Origin of the sequence: Variovorax sp. J31P179, assembly GCF_030316985.1 — a bacterium.
Lineage (GTDB): Bacteria > Pseudomonadota > Gammaproteobacteria > Burkholderiales > Burkholderiaceae_C > Variovorax > Variovorax ginsengisoli_B.
This window is the reverse complement of record NZ_JASZYL010000014.1, coordinates 118,908-133,434: the sequence shown is the minus strand read 5'-3', so window position 1 is coordinate 133,434 and position 14,527 is coordinate 118,908. Positions and strand designations below refer to the sequence as shown.

General features: G+C 68.8%; 12 protein-coding genes. 3 read left to right on the top strand and 9 right to left on the bottom strand.

From position 1 onward, the window contains the following. The first annotated feature begins 52 nt into the window (after nucleotides 1-52). Nucleotides 53-1,303: an SMI1/KNR4 family protein gene (locus QTI17_RS28400; protein WP_286536999.1), complete on the top strand. Its 1,251-nt coding sequence runs from the start codon at nucleotides 53-55 to the stop codon at nucleotides 1,301-1,303. Here the strand turns inward: QTI17_RS28400 and QTI17_RS28395 are convergent, their stop codons facing one another. The 5 genes from QTI17_RS28395 to acnA form a co-directional block, all read right to left on the bottom strand. Next, on the bottom strand, nucleotides 1,304-2,479 hold the full coding sequence (locus QTI17_RS28395) for an FAD-dependent monooxygenase (RefSeq protein ID WP_286536998.1): 1,176 nt from the start codon (nucleotides 2,477-2,479) through the stop codon (nucleotides 1,304-1,306). A gap of 9 nt (nucleotides 2,480-2,488) precedes the next feature. Further along, complete coding sequence (locus QTI17_RS28390) at nucleotides 2,489-2,764, bottom strand: DUF6587 family protein (RefSeq protein ID WP_286536997.1); 276 nt, start codon at nucleotides 2,762-2,764, stop codon at nucleotides 2,489-2,491. 1 nt (nucleotide 2,765) lies between these two features. Continuing rightward, nucleotides 2,766-4,664: a ferrous iron transporter B gene (gene feoB / locus QTI17_RS28385; protein WP_478140264.1), complete on the bottom strand. Its 1,899-nt coding sequence runs from the start codon at nucleotides 4,662-4,664 to the stop codon at nucleotides 2,766-2,768. Continuing rightward, on the bottom strand, nucleotides 4,657-4,938 hold the full coding sequence (locus QTI17_RS28380; protein ID WP_286537041.1) for a FeoA family protein: 282 nt from the start codon (nucleotides 4,936-4,938) through the stop codon (nucleotides 4,657-4,659). The genes feoB and QTI17_RS28380 overlap by 8 nt, the downstream gene beginning before the upstream one ends. 136 nt (nucleotides 4,939-5,074) lie before the next feature. Beyond that, nucleotides 5,075-7,810 carry an aconitate hydratase AcnA gene (gene acnA / locus QTI17_RS28375; protein ID WP_286536996.1) on the bottom strand — a complete coding sequence of 912 codons (2,736 nt, stop codon included), beginning with the start codon at nucleotides 7,808-7,810 and terminating at the stop codon, nucleotides 5,075-5,077. A 145-nt stretch (nucleotides 7,811-7,955) separates the two neighbouring features. On the opposite strand from acnA, the gene QTI17_RS28370 reads away from it, so the two are divergent. Together QTI17_RS28370 and QTI17_RS28365 are read left to right on the top strand one after the other, a co-directional pair. Next, nucleotides 7,956-8,777 carry a helix-turn-helix domain-containing protein gene (locus tag QTI17_RS28370; protein ID WP_503011121.1) on the top strand — a complete coding sequence of 274 codons (822 nt, stop codon included), beginning with the start codon at nucleotides 7,956-7,958 and terminating at the stop codon, nucleotides 8,775-8,777. Between the two features lie 132 nt (nucleotides 8,778-8,909). Further along, on the top strand, nucleotides 8,910-9,410 hold the full coding sequence (locus QTI17_RS28365; protein WP_286536994.1) for a pyridoxamine 5'-phosphate oxidase family protein: 501 nt from the start codon (nucleotides 8,910-8,912) through the stop codon (nucleotides 9,408-9,410). Nucleotides 9,411-9,476: 66 nt separating this feature from the next. Here the strand turns inward: QTI17_RS28365 and QTI17_RS28360 are convergent, their stop codons facing one another. From QTI17_RS28360 to tam, 4 genes are all read right to left on the bottom strand, one after another. Further along, nucleotides 9,477-12,062: a bifunctional aconitate hydratase 2/2-methylisocitrate dehydratase gene (locus tag QTI17_RS28360; protein ID WP_286536993.1), complete on the bottom strand. Its 2,586-nt coding sequence runs from the start codon at nucleotides 12,060-12,062 to the stop codon at nucleotides 9,477-9,479. Nucleotides 12,063-12,132: 70 nt separating this feature from the next. Continuing rightward, the gene (locus tag QTI17_RS28355; RefSeq protein WP_286536992.1) at nucleotides 12,133-12,714 is read right to left on the bottom strand and encodes a hypothetical protein; all 582 of its coding nucleotides are present in this window, start codon (nucleotides 12,712-12,714) and stop codon (nucleotides 12,133-12,135) included. A 28-nt stretch (nucleotides 12,715-12,742) separates the two neighbouring features. Continuing rightward, nucleotides 12,743-13,750: an HpcH/HpaI aldolase/citrate lyase family protein gene (locus QTI17_RS28350; protein ID WP_286536991.1), complete on the bottom strand. Its 1,008-nt coding sequence runs from the start codon at nucleotides 13,748-13,750 to the stop codon at nucleotides 12,743-12,745. Further along, nucleotides 13,747-14,523, bottom strand: a complete 777-nt coding sequence (tam, locus tag QTI17_RS28345) for a trans-aconitate 2-methyltransferase (RefSeq protein WP_286536990.1) — start codon at nucleotides 14,521-14,523, stop codon at nucleotides 13,747-13,749. The genes QTI17_RS28350 and tam overlap by 4 nt, the downstream gene beginning before the upstream one ends. Between the last annotated feature and the right edge of the window lie 4 nt (nucleotides 14,524-14,527).

Sequence of the window (14,527 nt, the reverse complement as noted above, 5' to 3'; positions counted from 1 at the left end):
CCGCGCGACGTCCTTCGCAGCTTCGCATCGACAACAAAGAGAGGAGACAACGATGGACAACGATTTCTTCGGGGATGACGAACTCGCGCAGCTGCGCTCGCACGGCGTCGCGCTGTTCGCGCGCCGCGTGATCTTCGACGCCCGCCCGCCGATGGACGAAGCCCAGGTCGCGGCGCTGCAGGCCCAGTGCGCCGGGCCGCTGCCGCCGGAGCTGCTGTCGCTCTGGCGCCTGACGGCCGGCGGGCGCATCGACTACGACCTCCACCTGCACATGAACGGCAACGAGGAGTCGGTGGTCTGGAGCGAGCTCTTCTACAACGGCGGCGATGGCCCGCGCGACCTGCAGGGGTGGATCGAGCACGAGCGCCAGGGCGCGCAGGAAGCCGCCGCGGACAGCGGCGAGGCCTGGGACGGCAAGCTCACGCTGCTGCCCTTCGGCGGCTTCGAGGACTGCGACCGGGTCTACGCCGTGGTCGAGCCCGGCCCCGACTACGGCCACGTGCTGGCCTGGAAGCAGGGTCTGCCGGCGCCCTGGGCGCACGAGATGCACGAGGACGGCATGACCACCGTCGCCCACGACCTGTGCGCCGCCTTCGAGGCGCTGCAGCTCGACGAGGACCCGCTGGCGCCGGCGGGCGACTACTTTACCGGCCAGGCGCTGCTCGAATACCTCGACCAGCGCCACCAGGAGCACGGCCTGTCGCTGGAGCTGATGGACCGGCTGATCGCCTTCTACCGGCGCGCCATGGTCGACTGGCGCACGCCGCTGGCGGCCGGCACGCTGGCACAGGACGCCCCGCTGGCACGCGTCGCGCTGCGGCATGCGATCGCCACCGACGACGCCGAACTGGTCGCGCGCCTGGCGGCCGCCGAGGTGACGCTCGACGGCCCGCTGCTGGGCAGCGCGATCGCCACCGACCTGGCCCTGAGTCACGGCGCCCACCAGGCCGCGCAGGCGCTGGTGCAGGCCGGCGCACCGGTGGCGCACGATGCGCTCGACTACATCGACAGCGCGGTCTCGCCCGAACTGGTCGGCCTGCTGCTGGAGCGCGGGGCCGAGCCCAGCGCCACCGCGATCGCCGAATGCGTGGCCTGCGGCGCGCCGGCGGCCGCACGCTTGATCGCCGAAGCCTACGGGCGCTCGCACGACGACCTGGCGGGCCGCTATGCCGCCGCCCGGGACGGCATGCTCGCCGAGCTCGAATCCGCCCTGGTCGAAGTGCATGCGGGCCGTCTCACCCACTACCTGGGCCCGGCGGGCCTGGCCAAGCGGGTCGACCATCTGCAGAGCTTCAGCCTCTGATCAACCCTCGTAGAGCCACGGCACGTCGAGCAATCGCGCCCCCAGCAGCCGCAGGGCGGCGTCGCGCCCGAAGCGCACCAGTCCGGTGGCATGGAAGATCCCGCCATTGCGCCGGGCCCGGGCCTGCACCAGGGCATTGCGCTGCCAGCGCGTCTCGGCAAAGCGCATCAACGCCGCCGGCACCGCCGCCGCGTCGCCGCCGTCCAGGGCCTCCGCCAGCGCCACGGCGTCCTCGATCGCCATGCCCGCCCCCTGGGCGAGGTAGGGCAGCATCGGATGCGCCGCATCGCCAACCAGGGCGATGCGTTCGCCCGCCATCTGCGACGGACTGGCGAGGGGCGGCCGGTCGTTGAGGGTCCAGGCCCGCCAATCGGGCACTGCCTCCAACAGGGCCTGGAGCGCGCCGCTGGTGCGCCCGGTCGCGGCCTGCAACGCCGCCAGGCTGGAGGACTGGTCCCAGTCGCGCGCATCGCCGGCGGGCGCCGATTCGGCCAGCACCACCACGTTGAGCGCATCGCCGCGGCGCACCGGATAGGCCACCGCGTGCAGCCGCGGCCCGAGCCAGACCGTGACCTGCGTGCTGCGCAGCGCGGCCGGCAAGGCCGACTGATCGACCAGCGCTCGCCACGCCGTGTGGCCGGTGGCCCGGGGCGGCGAATCTTCCAGCACGAACGGCCGCACCGTGCTCCAGAGGCCGTCGGCGCCGATCAGCGCATCGCCCTCCCAGGCCCGGCGCTCGGTGCTGGACACACAGACCGCATGGTCGCGCGCGACCACGCCGGTGACCCGGGCCGCGGTGGTCAGCGTGACGGCCCCGGTGCCGCGCGCCGCCGCCAGCAGCACCCCGTGCAGGTCGGCGCGATGGACGCAGAAATAGGGGGCGGCGTAGTTGTGCAGCATCGCGTTGCCGAGCGGCATGCGGGCGATCTCGCGGCCGTCGGTGGCGCTGCGAACCACCAGCGCATCGGGCCGCGCGGCGATCCGCACCAGCGGCTCCCAGACCTCCAGCTGCTGCAGCCGGCGCGTCACGTTGGGACCGAGCTGGATGCCGGCGCCGACCTCGCCGAAGGCCACCGCCTGCTCGAGCAGGTCGACCCGGTGGCGCCGCCGGGCCAGCGCCAGCGCGCTGGCGAGGCCCGCGATGCCACCGCCCGCAATCAGGACATGGGCTGGCATGGGCCGCGCTCAGCGGGAGTGCGTGGCAGCGGTCTGGACGTCGGCTTGGGCCTTCCGGCCGGCGCTGCCGCAACTGCCGCAGCTGTCGCAGGCGCCGCAACCCGAAGCCTTGCCGAGCGAAGCCGCCAGCTGCTGCGCCCGCTGGGCATCGACCAGGCCGGCGCGCTGCGTTCCGGCAGCCACCTTGCCCGCGGCCGCGCGGCGCCAGTTGGCAGGCATCCAGCGCCACAGCGCATAGAACGCGGCCAGCGCGACGATCAATCCGACAATGATTTCCTGCGTCATCTCATCCTCCTGTGAGCGCCAGTGCCACCCGATAGGTGATCCAGCACGCAATGTAGGCGAGCGCGAACAAATAGCCAGCCATGATCCAAACATAGCGCCAGGAGCCGGTCTCGCGTTTGACCGCGGCCAAGGTCGAGATGCATTGGGGCGCAAACACATACCAGACCAGCAGCGACAGCGCCGTGGCCAGCGACCAGCTGCCGGCGATCAGGGGCTGCAGCTGGCCGGCGACGTCGTCGCCGGTGGCGGACAGCGCATACACCGTGCCGAGCGCCCCCACCGCCACCTCGCGCGCCGCCATGCCCGGCACCAGCGCGATCGAGATCTGCCAGTTGAAGCCGATCGGCGCGAAGATGTGCTCGAGCCCACGGCCGATGATGCCCGCCAGGCTGTACTGGATGGCCGGTCCGGTGGCGCCTTCGGGCGGCGACGGAAAGGTCGACAGGAACCACAGCAGGATGGTCAGCGTCAGGATGATCGTGCCGACGCGCTGGATGAAGATCCAGGCCCGTTCGTAGAGGCCCAGCGCCAGGTTGCGCAGGTTGGGCCAGCGGTAGGCCGGCAGCTCCATCATCAGCGGCGAGCGCTGCTGGCTGTCGCGGAAGCGCTTCATGACCCAGGCCACCGCCATCGCCGAGACGATGCCGAACACATAAAGGGCGAACAGCACCACGCCCTGCAGGTTGAAGACGCCGCCGACCGTGCGCGCCGGAATGAAGGCGGCGATCAGCAGGGCATAGACCGGCAGCCGGGCCGAGCAGGTCATCAGCGGCGCGATCATGATGGTCGTGATGCGGTCGCGCCAGTTGCTGATGGTGCGGGTCGCCATCACGCCCGGGATGGCGCAGGCGAAGCTCGACAGCAGCGGGATGAACGAGCGGCCCGACAGTCCGACAGTGCCCATCACGCGGTCGAGCAAGAACGCGGCCCGCGGCAGGTAGCCGGAATCTTCCAGCGCCAGGATGAACAGGAACAGGATCAGGATCTGCGGCAGGAACACGATGACCCCGCCGACGCCGGCGATGATGCCGTCGACCAGCAGGCTCTGGAGCATGCCTTCGGGCACGACGTGCTTGATCAGTTCGCCGAAGGCGGCGGTGGCGTCCTTGATCGCGTCCATCGGCACCGCGGCCCAGCTGAACACGGCCTGGAACATCAGGAACATCGTGACCGCGAGCACCAGCATGCCCCACACCGGATGCATCACGACGCGGTCGATGCGATCGCTGGTGGCCAGGCTGCCCGTCGGCTCGCGCACCGCCAGCCCCAGGATGCGGCGCACCTCGCGCTGGGTGTCGAGCACCTCGTCGAGGCCGGGCGCATGCCAGGACTGCGGCATGGCGGCGGCCACCGGCGCGTCGAGGGCTTCGAGCAGGCCCTGGGCCCCGCCGCTGTGGACGCCGACGGTCTCGATCACCGGCACCCCGAGTTCGCGCGACAGCACGGCCGCATCGACCGTGATGCCCTGCTTCTTCGCCATGTCGGTCATGTTGAGCGCCACCACCATCGGCAGGCCCAGCCGCCGGGCCTCGAGCACCAGCCGCAGGTTGAGGCGCAGGTTGGTGGCGTCGGTCACGCAGACCAGCAGGTCGGGCAGCGCCTCGCTGCTCTTGCCGGTGACGACGTCGCGCGTCACGGCCTCGTCGGCCGACAGCGCATTGAGGCTGTAGGCGCCCGGCAGGTCGAGCACGAAGACGCGCCGACCGCCCGCCGTGCGCGAGATGCCTTCCTTGCGCTCGACCGTCACGCCGGCATAGTTGGCGACCTTCTGGCGGCTTCCCGTGAGCAGGTTGAACAGCGCCGTCTTGCCGCAGTTCGGATTGCCGAGCAGCGCGACGCGCTCCGGCGGGCTCAGCGAGACGGCGGCGCCGGGCTGGAAGTTCAGGGTCGCTTCAACCACGGCCGACCGCTCCCGGGGTCACGCGGATCAGCGACGCCTCGTGGCGGCGCAGCGCGAAGGTGGTGTGGCCCAGCCGCACCGCCAGCGGCTCCCGGCCGGGCACGCCGGTGGCGACGATGCGCACCGCTTCGCCGGGCACGAAGCCGATCTCGGTCAGGCGCAGCACCAGCTCCCGCCCCTCCTTCTCGTCGGGACGCAGCACGTCGAGTACCGTGGCCCATTGATGGTTGGGAAGCTGATCGAGGCTGATGGCGGCCGAGGCCGCGCCGGTCATTGTGGTCACCCGCAGAATCCAGAGATTGCAAAATGAGAATTATTCTCGAAAACTCTGGCGTTTGGGGCGATGAGCCCAAGAATCCCTCGGGAACGCGCGGTCCGACCGCGCGAACGCCTCGGAAGTCAGGTCCTCGTCAGGCGGCCAGCAACTGCCGCAGCACGAACGGCAGGATGCCCCCGTGCTTGTAGTAGTCGACCTCGATCGGCGTGTCGATGCGCAGGCGCACCGTGACTTCCTGATGGCTGCCGTCCGGCCGGTGGACCACGATCTTGACGTCCATCTGGGGCTTGAGCTCACCGCCGATCACGACGTCGATCTTCTCGTCACCGGTCAGGCCCAGGCTCTCCCATGAATCGGCGCCGCGGAACTGCAGCGGCAGCACGCCCATGCCGACCAGGTTGGCGCGGTGGATGCGCTCGAAGCTGCGCGCCACCACGGCCTTGATGCCCAGCAGCTGGGTGCCCTTGGCGGCCCAGTCGCGCGACGAACCGGTGCCGTATTCCTCGCCGCCGAAGATCACGGTCGGCACGCCCTGCTCGATGTACTTCATCGCGGCGTCGTAGATGAACATCTTCTCGTTGCCGGGCTGGAACAGCGTCAGGCCGCCCTCCTCGCGCGAACCCTCGGCATCGGCCGGGATCATGAGGTTCTTGATGCGCACGTTGGCGAAGGTGCCGCGCATCATCACGTCGTGGTTGCCGCGGCGCGAGCCGTAGCTGTTGAAGTCGGCCTTCGAGACACCGTGCGCCTTCAGCCAGATGCCCGCCGGCGAGCTTTCCTTGATCGAGCCGGCCGGCGAGATGTGGTCGGTGGTGATCGAGTCGCCGAACAGCGCCATGATGCGTGCCCCGGCAAAGCCGGCGTCGCTCGCGTGCGGCTTCATCTTGAAGCCCTCGAAGAACGGCGGCTCGGCGATGTAGGTCGACTTGGGCCAGTCGTAGACCTGGCCCTGGGTGCCCTTGATGCTGCTCCAGAGCTTGCCCGGGTTGGCCTTGATCTGCTCGTAGTTCTGGCGGAATGCCTTGGCGTTCATCGCGAAGCGCAGGTTGTCGTCGATCTCCTTCGGCGTCGGCCAGATGTCGCCAAGGTAGACATCCTGGCCCTTCTTGCCCTTGCCCACCGGCTCGGTCATCAGGTCGACCATCACGTTGCCGGCGATCGCGAAGGCCACCACGAGCGGCGGCGACGCCAGGAAGTTGGCCTTGAGGTTCGGATGGATGCGGGCTTCGAAATTGCGGTTGCCCGACAGCACGGCGGCGCCGATCAAGTTGTTCTGGGTGATGGCCTCGTTGATCTCGGGCGTGAGGTCGCCGGCATTGCCGATGCAGGTGGTGCAGCCGTAGCCGGCCAGGTAGAAGCCCAGCTTCTCGAGGTAAGGCAAGAGGCCCGCCTTCTCGAGGTACTCGGTCACGATGCGGGAGCCGGGCGCCAGCGAAGTCTTCACGTGCGGCTTGACCGTCAGGCCCGCCTCGACCGCCTTCTTGGCCAGCAGGCCGGCCGCCAGCATCACGCTCGGGTTCGAGGTGTTGGTGCAGGAGGTGATGGCGGCGATCAGCACGTCGCCATTGCCGATCGTGACCTCGCTCTTCGGCAGCGGATGACGCACCTTCAGCGTGTCGGCCGGCTGGTTGAAGCCGTTGGCCTCGTTCGGCTTGCTGTAGAGCTCGGAGAACTTGGTCGCCAGGTGGCCGAGGTCGATGCGGTCCTGCGGCCGCTTCGGGCCGGCCAGGCTCGGCGACACGGTGCCGAGGTCCAGCTTGACGACCTTGGTGTATTCCAGCTCGCCGGGCGCCGGCATGCCGAACAGCCCCTGGGCCTTGTAGTAGGCCTCGAAGCGCTCGACCTCGGCGTCGGTGCGGCCGGTGCCCTTGAAGTAGGCCACGGTCATCTCGTCGACCGGGAAGAAGCCCATGGTGGCGCCGTACTCGGGCGCCATGTTGCCAATGGTGGCGCGGTCGGGCACCGCGATCGAGGCGGCGCCGGGGCCGAAGAACTCGACGAACTTGCCGACCACCTTCTCGCCGCGCAGGATCGCCGTGACGTAGAGCACAAGGTCGGTGGCGGTGACGCCTTCGCGCAGCTTGCCGGTGAGCTCGAAGCCGACCACGTCGGGCGTCAGCATGTAGACCGGCTGGCCCAGCATGGCGGCCTCGGCCTCGATGCCGCCCACGCCCCAGCCGACCACGCCGATGCCGTTGATCATGGTCGTATGGCTGTCGGTGCCGACCAGCGAGTCGGGGTAGTACACCGGCGGATCGCCCTTGTCGTTGGGGCTCTTGTAGACGCCGCGCGCGAAGTACTCGAGGTTGACCTGGTGCACGATGCCGAAGCCCGGCGGCACGACGCCGAAGGTGTCGAAGGCCTGCATGCCCCACTTCATGAACTGGTAGCGCTCGTTGTTGCGCTGGAACTCGAGCTTCATGTTGAGGTCGAGCGCCTTGGGCGTGCCGTAGTAGTCGACCATCACCGAGTGGTCGACCACCAGGTCGACCGGCACCAGCGGCTCGATGGTCTTGGGCGACTTGCCGAGCGACTGCGCGACGCTGCGCATGGCGGCCAGGTCGGCCAGCAGTGGCACGCCGGTGAAGTCCTGCAGCACCACACGGGTGACGACGAAGGGCACCTCGTCGGTGCGCTCGGCATTGGGCGCCCAGTTGGCCAGCTGCTCGACGTGCTCGGCGGTCACCTTCTGGCCGTCGCAGTTGCGCAGCACCGACTCGAGCACGATGCGGATCGAGACCGGCAGCTTGGCGACGTTGGGATATTGCTTCGCGAGTTCCTTGAGCGACCAGTACTTACCGGCCTTGCCCGATGCGGTCTTGAAGGTCTTGAGCGTGGGGGCGAAGGCGTGTGCCGGGGCTTTGGCCATGTGGAAACTCCTGTGTTTTCGTGGAAGCTCCTCAAAGATAGCAGGGTTCGATGACCTCGGCTGCAGTCGCCCCACGGCCCGCGGCGCCAGGTCGATGACCTCGCAGGTCATGGCCGTCCTGCGCCGCTTCACTAGGATGGCGGCCATGAACACCCCGAGCAGCGCCCCCCCGACCGCGGCCGACCCCTTCGGCGCCCACCTCCGCCACTGGCGCCAGCATCGGCGCCTGAGCCAGCTCGACCTGGCCCACGAGGCGCAGGTGTCGACCCGGCACTTGAGCTATGTCGAGACCGGCCGCGCCGAACCCAGCCGCGAGATGGTGCTGCGGCTGGCGGAACGGCTCGACGTGCCGATGCGCGAGCGCAACGCGCTGCTGGTGGCGGCCGGCTACGCACCCATGTACCGGCAGCGCTCCCTCGACGACCCGGCGCTGGCGGCGGCGCGGCGGGCCGTCGACCTGGTGCTCAAGGGCCACGAACCCTATCCCGCGCTGGCGGTCGATCGCCACTGGAACCTGGTGGCGCACAACGCGCTGGTGCCGATGCTGATGGCCGGCGCGGCCCCGCACCTGGTCGAGGCGCCGGTCAACGTGTTGCGCCTGAGCCTGCATCCCGACGGCCTGGCGCCGCGGATCGCCAACCTGGCGCAATGGCGGGCGCACCTGCTCGAACGGCTGCAGCAGCAGATCGCCGCCACCGGCGACGCCACGCTGGCCGAGCTGCACGACGAGCTGGCCGCCTACCCGCAACCCCAGGTGAGCCACGACGCGCCGGCCGCCGGCGGCGAACTCTCCAACGTGGTCGTGCCCTTCCAGCTCGTGACGCCGCAGGGCGTCTTGAGCTTCATCAGCACCACGACGATCTTCGGCACGCCGGTCGACGTCACCTTGCAGGAACTCGCGGTCGAATCCTTCTTTCCGGCCGATGCGCAGACCGCGAATGCACTGAGCAGGCTCGCCGCCCGCTGAAAGACCGGCGGCAGCGCGTCGCACGCACGTCGGTCCTGGACGACACGCAAATGCGCCCGCCCAGCGCATGCCGGCGCCCGGGACGGCCCTAGCGTCGGGGCTTCGATCCACCGACACACCGGAGAACCGCGAATGAGCCAGACCGACGAACAAGCCAAGCTGTGGGAACTGATCAAGGACACCCGCTTCGGCATGCTGACCCACCGCCACGGCGACGGCCAGCTTCACAGCCATCCGCTGACGACGCAGAACAAGAAGCTCGACGAGGGCGCGACCCTGTACTTCTTCATTCCGAAGGACGGGGAGATCGCGCGCCACGTCGCAACCGACCCGAGCGTCAACGTCGCCTACGCCGACACCGACGCCGACAGCTACGTCTCGGTCTCGGGCCAGGCCACGCTGCAGGAAGATGCGGCGAAGAAGGAGGAGCTCTTCAACACCATGGCCAAGTCCTGGTTTCCGAAGGGCGCCGGCGACCCGAACCTGGGCCTGCTGGCGGTGCGCATCGTCGACGCCGAATACTGGGACGTCGACGACAGCAAGATGGTGCAGCTGTTCAAGATGGCCAAGGCCGCCATCACCGGCAACCCGCCCACCGACATGGCCGAGCACAAGAAACTCAACGTCACCTGAGCAGGCCGCCCATGAAAAAAGCCCCGCGCGAGCGGGGCTTTGCTGGGGTCGGACGCGACAGGGAGCTCAGGCAGCGACCTTGTCGGCGATCTCCTTGTACTCGTCGATCTTGTCAAAGTTGAGGTACTGGTAGATCTGTTCGCTGGAGGCGTCGATCACGCCGACGTTGGTCATGTATTCCTCCTTCGTCGGAATGCGGCCGAGGCGCGAGCAGATCGCGGCCAGCTCGGCGCTGCCAAGGTACACGTTGGTGTTCTTGCCGAGGCGGTTCGGGAAGTTGCGCGTGCTGGTCGACATCACGGTCGCGCCCTCGCGCACCTGTGCCTGGTTGCCCATGCAGAGCGAACAGCCCGGCATCTCGGTGCGCGCGCCGGCATTGCCGAAGACGCCGTAGTGGCCTTCCTCGGTGAGCTGCTGCGCGTCCATCTTGGTCGGCGGTGCGATCCACAGCTTGACCGGGATGTCGCGCTTGCCTTCGAGCAGCTTGGACGCCGCACGGAAGTGGCCGATGTTGGTCATGCACGAACCGATGAACACTTCGTCGATGGCCGCGCCGGCCACGTCCGACAGCGTCTTGACGTCGTCGGGATCGTTCGGGCAGGCCACGATCGGCTCGTGGATGTCGGCCAGGTCGATCTCGATGACGGCCGCGTACTCGGCATCGTCGTCGCCCTTGAGCAGCTGCGGGTCCTTGAGCCAGGCTTCCTGGGCGGCGATACGGCGCGCCAGCGTGCGGCCGTCGGCATAACCCTCGGCGATCATCCAGCGCATCAGCGTGATGTTGCTGTTGATGTACTCGATGATCGGTTCCTTGTTCAGGTGCACCGTGCAACCGGCGGCCGAGCGCTCGGCCGAGGCGTCGCTGAGCTCGAACGCCTGTTCGACCTTGAGGTCAGGCAAGCCTTCGATCTCGAGGATGCGGCCCGAGAAGATGTTCTTCTTGCCCTTCTTCTCGACCGTCAGCAGGCCCGACTTGATGGCGTAGAGCGGAATCGCGTTGACCAGGTCGCGCAGGGTCACGCCGGGCTGCATCTTGCCCTTGAAGCGCACCAGCACCGATTCGGGCATGTCCAGCGGCATCACGCCGGTGGCCGCCGCGAAGGCCACCAGGCCGGAGCCGGCCGGGAAGCTGATGCCGATCGGGAAGCGGGTGTGGCTGTCGCCGCCGGTGCCGACCGTGTCGGGCGTCAGCAGGCGGTTGAGCCAGCTGTGGATCACGCCGTCGCCCGGACGCAGCGACACGCCGCCGCGGGTCGCCATGAAGTCCGGCAGCTCGTGGTGCATCTTGACGTCGACCTTCTTGGGGTAGGCCGCCGTGTGGCAGAACGACTGCATGACCAGGTCGGCACTGAAGCCGAGGCAGGCCAGGTCCTTGAGTTCGTCGCGGGTCATCGGGCCGGTGGTGTCCTGGCTGCCGACCGAGGTCATCTTCGGCTCGCAGTAGGTGCCGGGGCGAACGCCCTGTCCTTCGGGCAGGCCGCAGGCGCGGCCGACCATCTTCTGAGCCAGCGAGAAGCCCTTCTTGGTGTCGACCGGGCTGACCGGCAGGCGGAACAGCGTCGAGGCCGGCAGACCGAGGGCCTCACGTGCCTTGGCCGTCAGACCACGCCCGATGATCAGCGGAATGCGGCCGCCGGCGCGCACTTCGTCGAACAGCACATCGCTCTTGACCGAGAACTCGGCAATCACCTTGCCGTCCTTCAGCGCCTTGCCGTCGTAGGGACGCAGTTCGACCACGTCGCCCATGTTCATCTGGCTGACGTCGAGCTCGATCGGCAGCGCGCCGGAGTCTTCCATCGTGTTGTAGAAGATCGGGGCGATCTTGCCGCCCAGGCAGACGCCGCCGAAGCGCTTGTTCGGCACGTAGGGAATGTCTTCGCCGGTGAACCACAGCACCGAATTGGTCGCGCTCTTGCGCGACGAGCCCGTGCCGACCACGTCGCCGGCGTAGGCCACCAGGTGGCCGCGGGCGCGCAGGTCCTCGATGAACTTCACCGGGCCGCGCTTGCCGTCTTCCTCGGGCACGATGCCGGGGCGGGCGTTCTTGTGCATCGCGAGCGCGTGCATCGGGATGTCCGGACGGGTGGTCGCGTCGGGCGCGGGCGACAGGTCGTCGGTGTTGATTTCGCCGGCCACCTTGAAGATGCTGACGGTGATGCTTTGCGGCACTTCGGGACGGCTGGTGAACCACTCGGCATCGGCCCAGCTTTGCAGCACGGCACGGGCGTTGGCATTGCCCTTGTCGGCCTTTTCCTTGACGTCGTGGAACTGGTCGAACATCAGCAGCGTCTTCTTGAGGCCTTCGGCTGCGACGCCGCCGACTTCGGCATCGTCGAGCAGGTCGACCAGCGGGCCGATGTTGTAGCCGCCGAGCATGGTGCCGAGCAGCTCGGTCGCCCTGGCGCGCGTCAGCAGCAGGCTCTTTTCGGTGCCGTGCGCGACGGCCGCGAGGTAGCTCGCCTTGACCTTGGCCGCATCGTCCACGCCCGCGGGCACGCGGTGCGTCAGCAGGTTGAGCAGGAACTCGGCGTCGGCGACGGCCGGCGACTTCATGAGCTCGATCAGCTCGGCGGTCTGCTTGGCAGTGAGCGGCAGCGGCGGGATGCCGAGCGCGGCGCGCTCGGCGACATGGTCAACGTAGGCTTGCAACATCTTCTTTTCTCCGGAAACACAAATGGGCGGGCGGCTCCCGCTCGGAAGCAAGAGCCGCGCCTTGGCGGGATTACTGCGTCTTGGCGGTCGGTGCCGCGTCGCCGCTTTCGAACAGGCTCTTGGGCGGGTTCTTCTTCATGTCCTCGGCCACCTCGAGCTGCTTGGCCGCCTGGCATTCGTCGGCCAGCCGCAGGCCCTGCTTCTGGCTCATGAGCATCGATTTGTTGCCGAGCTGCAACCACATGGCCTCGCGCACCGGGTCCTCGAGCCGCACCGCGCCGGTGCGGCTGCTGACCGGGTGCAGGCGGTACTTGACGCCGGCGTGCGTCAGGGTGAAGAAGCCGGGCTTCTTGGGATCGGCCTCGATGTTCACGCTGGCACCGAGTTCGCACTTGATGGTGCCGGTCAGGATGGTCTCGGCCACCTTCAGGTCCTGCTCCGACAGGGTGACGTCGGTTTCTTCGCTGATGGGCTTGGCTTCTTCGACCCGCTTGATGATGCGCTTGGGCACCACCTTCTGGACGACCTTCTTGCCGGTCGTGTTGGCGGCCGGCTTCGCTGCGGAGCCGGTCGAGCCGGTGGAGCTGGTCTGGGCCATGGCGGCCATCGGCAGGGCCAGGGCAGCGGCGGCAATCAGAGCAATTGTCTTCATGGGAATGGTCTTTCGGGGGGGTTGGATTTCAGGATGAAGCGGGTGCGAACCACGGCTGCGCCTCGGAAGGCAGGCTGCGGCCGGTGGCGTGCGCCCGTTCGAGCACCTGCCAGAAATGGCGATAGCTGGCACGATCATGCAATGTGCCATCGATGCTGACCGGCGCCCACGCGGCAAGGGCGGCGGCGGCAATGATTTTTGTAGCGATTTGAATCTGCCGCTCGTCGGGCGAGAAGGCCTCGAGGATCGGGCGGATCTGGTTCGGATGGATGCTCCACATCCGCGTGTAGCCGAACTCGGTGGCGGCGCGGCGGGCCGAGGCGCGCATCGCGTCGATGTCCTTGAACTCGGTCACGACGCAATGCGAGGGCACCTTGCCATGCGCATGCGCGGCGGAGGCGATCTCGAGCTTGGCGCGTACCACCAGCGGGTGCGTGAACTGCCCGGCGGCGGCCATGCCGTCGGCCGGAATGGCACCGCCGTGCGAAGAGACGAAATCCATCAGCCCGAAGCTCAGAGACTGCACCCTCGGATGGGCAGCGATCTCGAAGGCATGGTGCACCGCCAGCGGCGATTCGATCAGCACGTGCAGCGGCAGCGCCTCGGCGCCGACGGCATCGAGCGCCAGCGCGGCCTCGCGCACATCGTCGATCGACTCCACCTTGGGCACCATCAGGTGGCTCAGGCGATGGCCGGCGCGGCCGGCGATCGTCATCACATCGGCCGGGAACGCGGCATGGTCGACCGGATGGACCCGGGCGCCGACACGCATGCCGGGCGCCGCCGACAGCGCGAGCTCGGTCACCAGCGCCGCATGCTCGGCCTCGCCGCCCACCGGCGCGCCGTCCTCGCAATCGAGCGTGACGTCGAACACGCAGGCGCCGAACTCCTGGGCCATCTCGGCTTGCAGCGCCAGGCTCTTGCGCATGCGCGCCTCGACACCGCTGTAGTGGTCGCAGACCGGCAGCGCGACGGCGCCGGCCTGGGCGCCGAGCAGCACCTCGCGCGGATGGGGAACGGCGTTGTCGGTGCTCATGCTTTCTTCTGCGCCACGATGAACATGCGCGGGAAGGCCAGCAGCAGCCGGCCGTCGGTGCGCGCCGGGTAGGCGCGGGCGATGCGGCGTTCGTATTCGGCCAGGTAGCTGGTCTTCAGCTCGCTGGGCAAGGGATCGACGAAGGGCTTCAGCCCGGTGCCGCTGACCCATTCGACGATGGCCGCCGCGGAGGCCATCGGATGCTGGTAGGCGGTGCGCCAGGCGTCGACCGCCGCGGCCTCGCCGGCCAGCAGGTCGTAGTAGCCGTCGATGCCCAGCAATTCGGTGCGCAGCCGGTCGGGGTTTCCGATGGCCTGCGCCCAGGGTGCCTCGGCCGCCACCTCGCGCATCAACCGATGCGTGGGCTCCTGGCGGTTGTCGGGCATCTGGATCGCCAGCACGCCCCCGGGTGCCAGCAACGCGAAGAGCCTGGGGATCAGGGTCTCGTGGTCGGGCACCCATTGCAGGGCGGCATTGGCATAGATGAGGTCGGGCGCCGCCTCGGGCGCCCAGGTGGCGATGTCGCCGAGCTCGAAGCGGGCCTGCGGCAGGCGCTGCCTGGCACTGGCGAGCATCGGCTCGGAATTGTCGGTGCCGACCACCGAGGCAGCCGGGAAACGCTGCACCAGCAGCTCGGTGGAGTTGCCCGGCCCGCAGCCGAGATCGAACACCCGCGTGGCCTGGGCCAGCGGCACCCGGGCCAGCAGGTCCCGGGCCGGACGGGTGCGCTCGTCCTCGTAGCGGCTGTAGAGCGCGGGGTTCCAGTCGAGCATGCCG

Coding starts and splice junctions, on each gene's coding strand:
- QTI17_RS28380 (WP_286537041.1), bottom strand. CDS start 4,938: ATGACCGGCGCGGCCTCGGCCGCCATCAGCCTCGATCAGCTTCCCAAC.
- QTI17_RS28400 (WP_286536999.1), top strand. CDS start 53: ATGGACAACGATTTCTTCGGGGATGACGAACTCGCGCAGCTGCGCTCG.
- QTI17_RS28370 (WP_503011121.1), top strand. CDS start 7,956: ATGAACACCCCGAGCAGCGCCCCCCCGACCGCGGCCGACCCCTTCGGC.
- QTI17_RS28395 (WP_286536998.1), bottom strand. CDS start 2,479: ATGCCAGCCCATGTCCTGATTGCGGGCGGTGGCATCGCGGGCCTCGCC.
- QTI17_RS28390 (WP_286536997.1), bottom strand. CDS start 2,764: ATGACGCAGGAAATCATTGTCGGATTGATCGTCGCGCTGGCCGCGTTC.
- tam (WP_286536990.1), bottom strand. CDS start 14,523: ATGCTCGACTGGAACCCCGCGCTCTACAGCCGCTACGAGGACGAGCGC.
- QTI17_RS28365 (WP_286536994.1), top strand. CDS start 8,910: ATGAGCCAGACCGACGAACAAGCCAAGCTGTGGGAACTGATCAAGGAC.
- acnA (WP_286536996.1), bottom strand. CDS start 7,810: ATGGCCAAAGCCCCGGCACACGCCTTCGCCCCCACGCTCAAGACCTTC.
- QTI17_RS28350 (WP_286536991.1), bottom strand. CDS start 13,750: ATGAGCACCGACAACGCCGTTCCCCATCCGCGCGAGGTGCTGCTCGGC.
- QTI17_RS28355 (WP_286536992.1), bottom strand. CDS start 12,714: ATGAAGACAATTGCTCTGATTGCCGCCGCTGCCCTGGCCCTGCCGATG.
- QTI17_RS28360 (WP_286536993.1), bottom strand. CDS start 12,062: ATGTTGCAAGCCTACGTTGACCATGTCGCCGAGCGCGCCGCGCTCGGC.